Annotated in this window: 1 protein-coding gene; it reads right to left on the bottom strand. The window is 37.1% G+C overall.

Annotation, left to right across the window (positions count from 1 at the left end; all coding sequences use genetic code 11):
* Positions 1–55 precede the first annotated feature (55 nt).
* Positions 56–259, bottom strand: a 204-nt coding sequence (locus AAEY78_RS13790; protein ID WP_502943781.1) for a carboxymuconolactone decarboxylase family protein, incomplete at its 5' end; no start/stop codon positions are given.

Raw genomic sequence — 259 nt, 5'->3', positions numbered from 1 at the left:
ACTTATCGTGAATGATAATCTTTGATAAAAATGTCGGTAAAATGTTAGTAAAAAATTACCAAGTAAACTTTTTGAATGCATCATCAACCGGTGTTTTTGCCACATGGTTGGTATAGTTACTGATCACTTTTTGTGACAGACCTAAAATGATTTCTAATACCTGCTGTTGGCCATAACCTGCGGCATAGAATGCTGCTAGTTCTGCTTCAGAAATATTGCCGCGGTTACGTACGATACTTAATGTCGCATCTTGTAACGC

Source organism: Psychrobacter sp. 16-MNA-CIBAN-0192 (genome assembly GCF_040309565.1).
Lineage (GTDB): Bacteria > Pseudomonadota > Gammaproteobacteria > Pseudomonadales > Moraxellaceae > Psychrobacter.
Note: the sequence above shows the minus strand (reverse complement) of the source record. Positions and strands in the feature narration are given on the sequence as shown.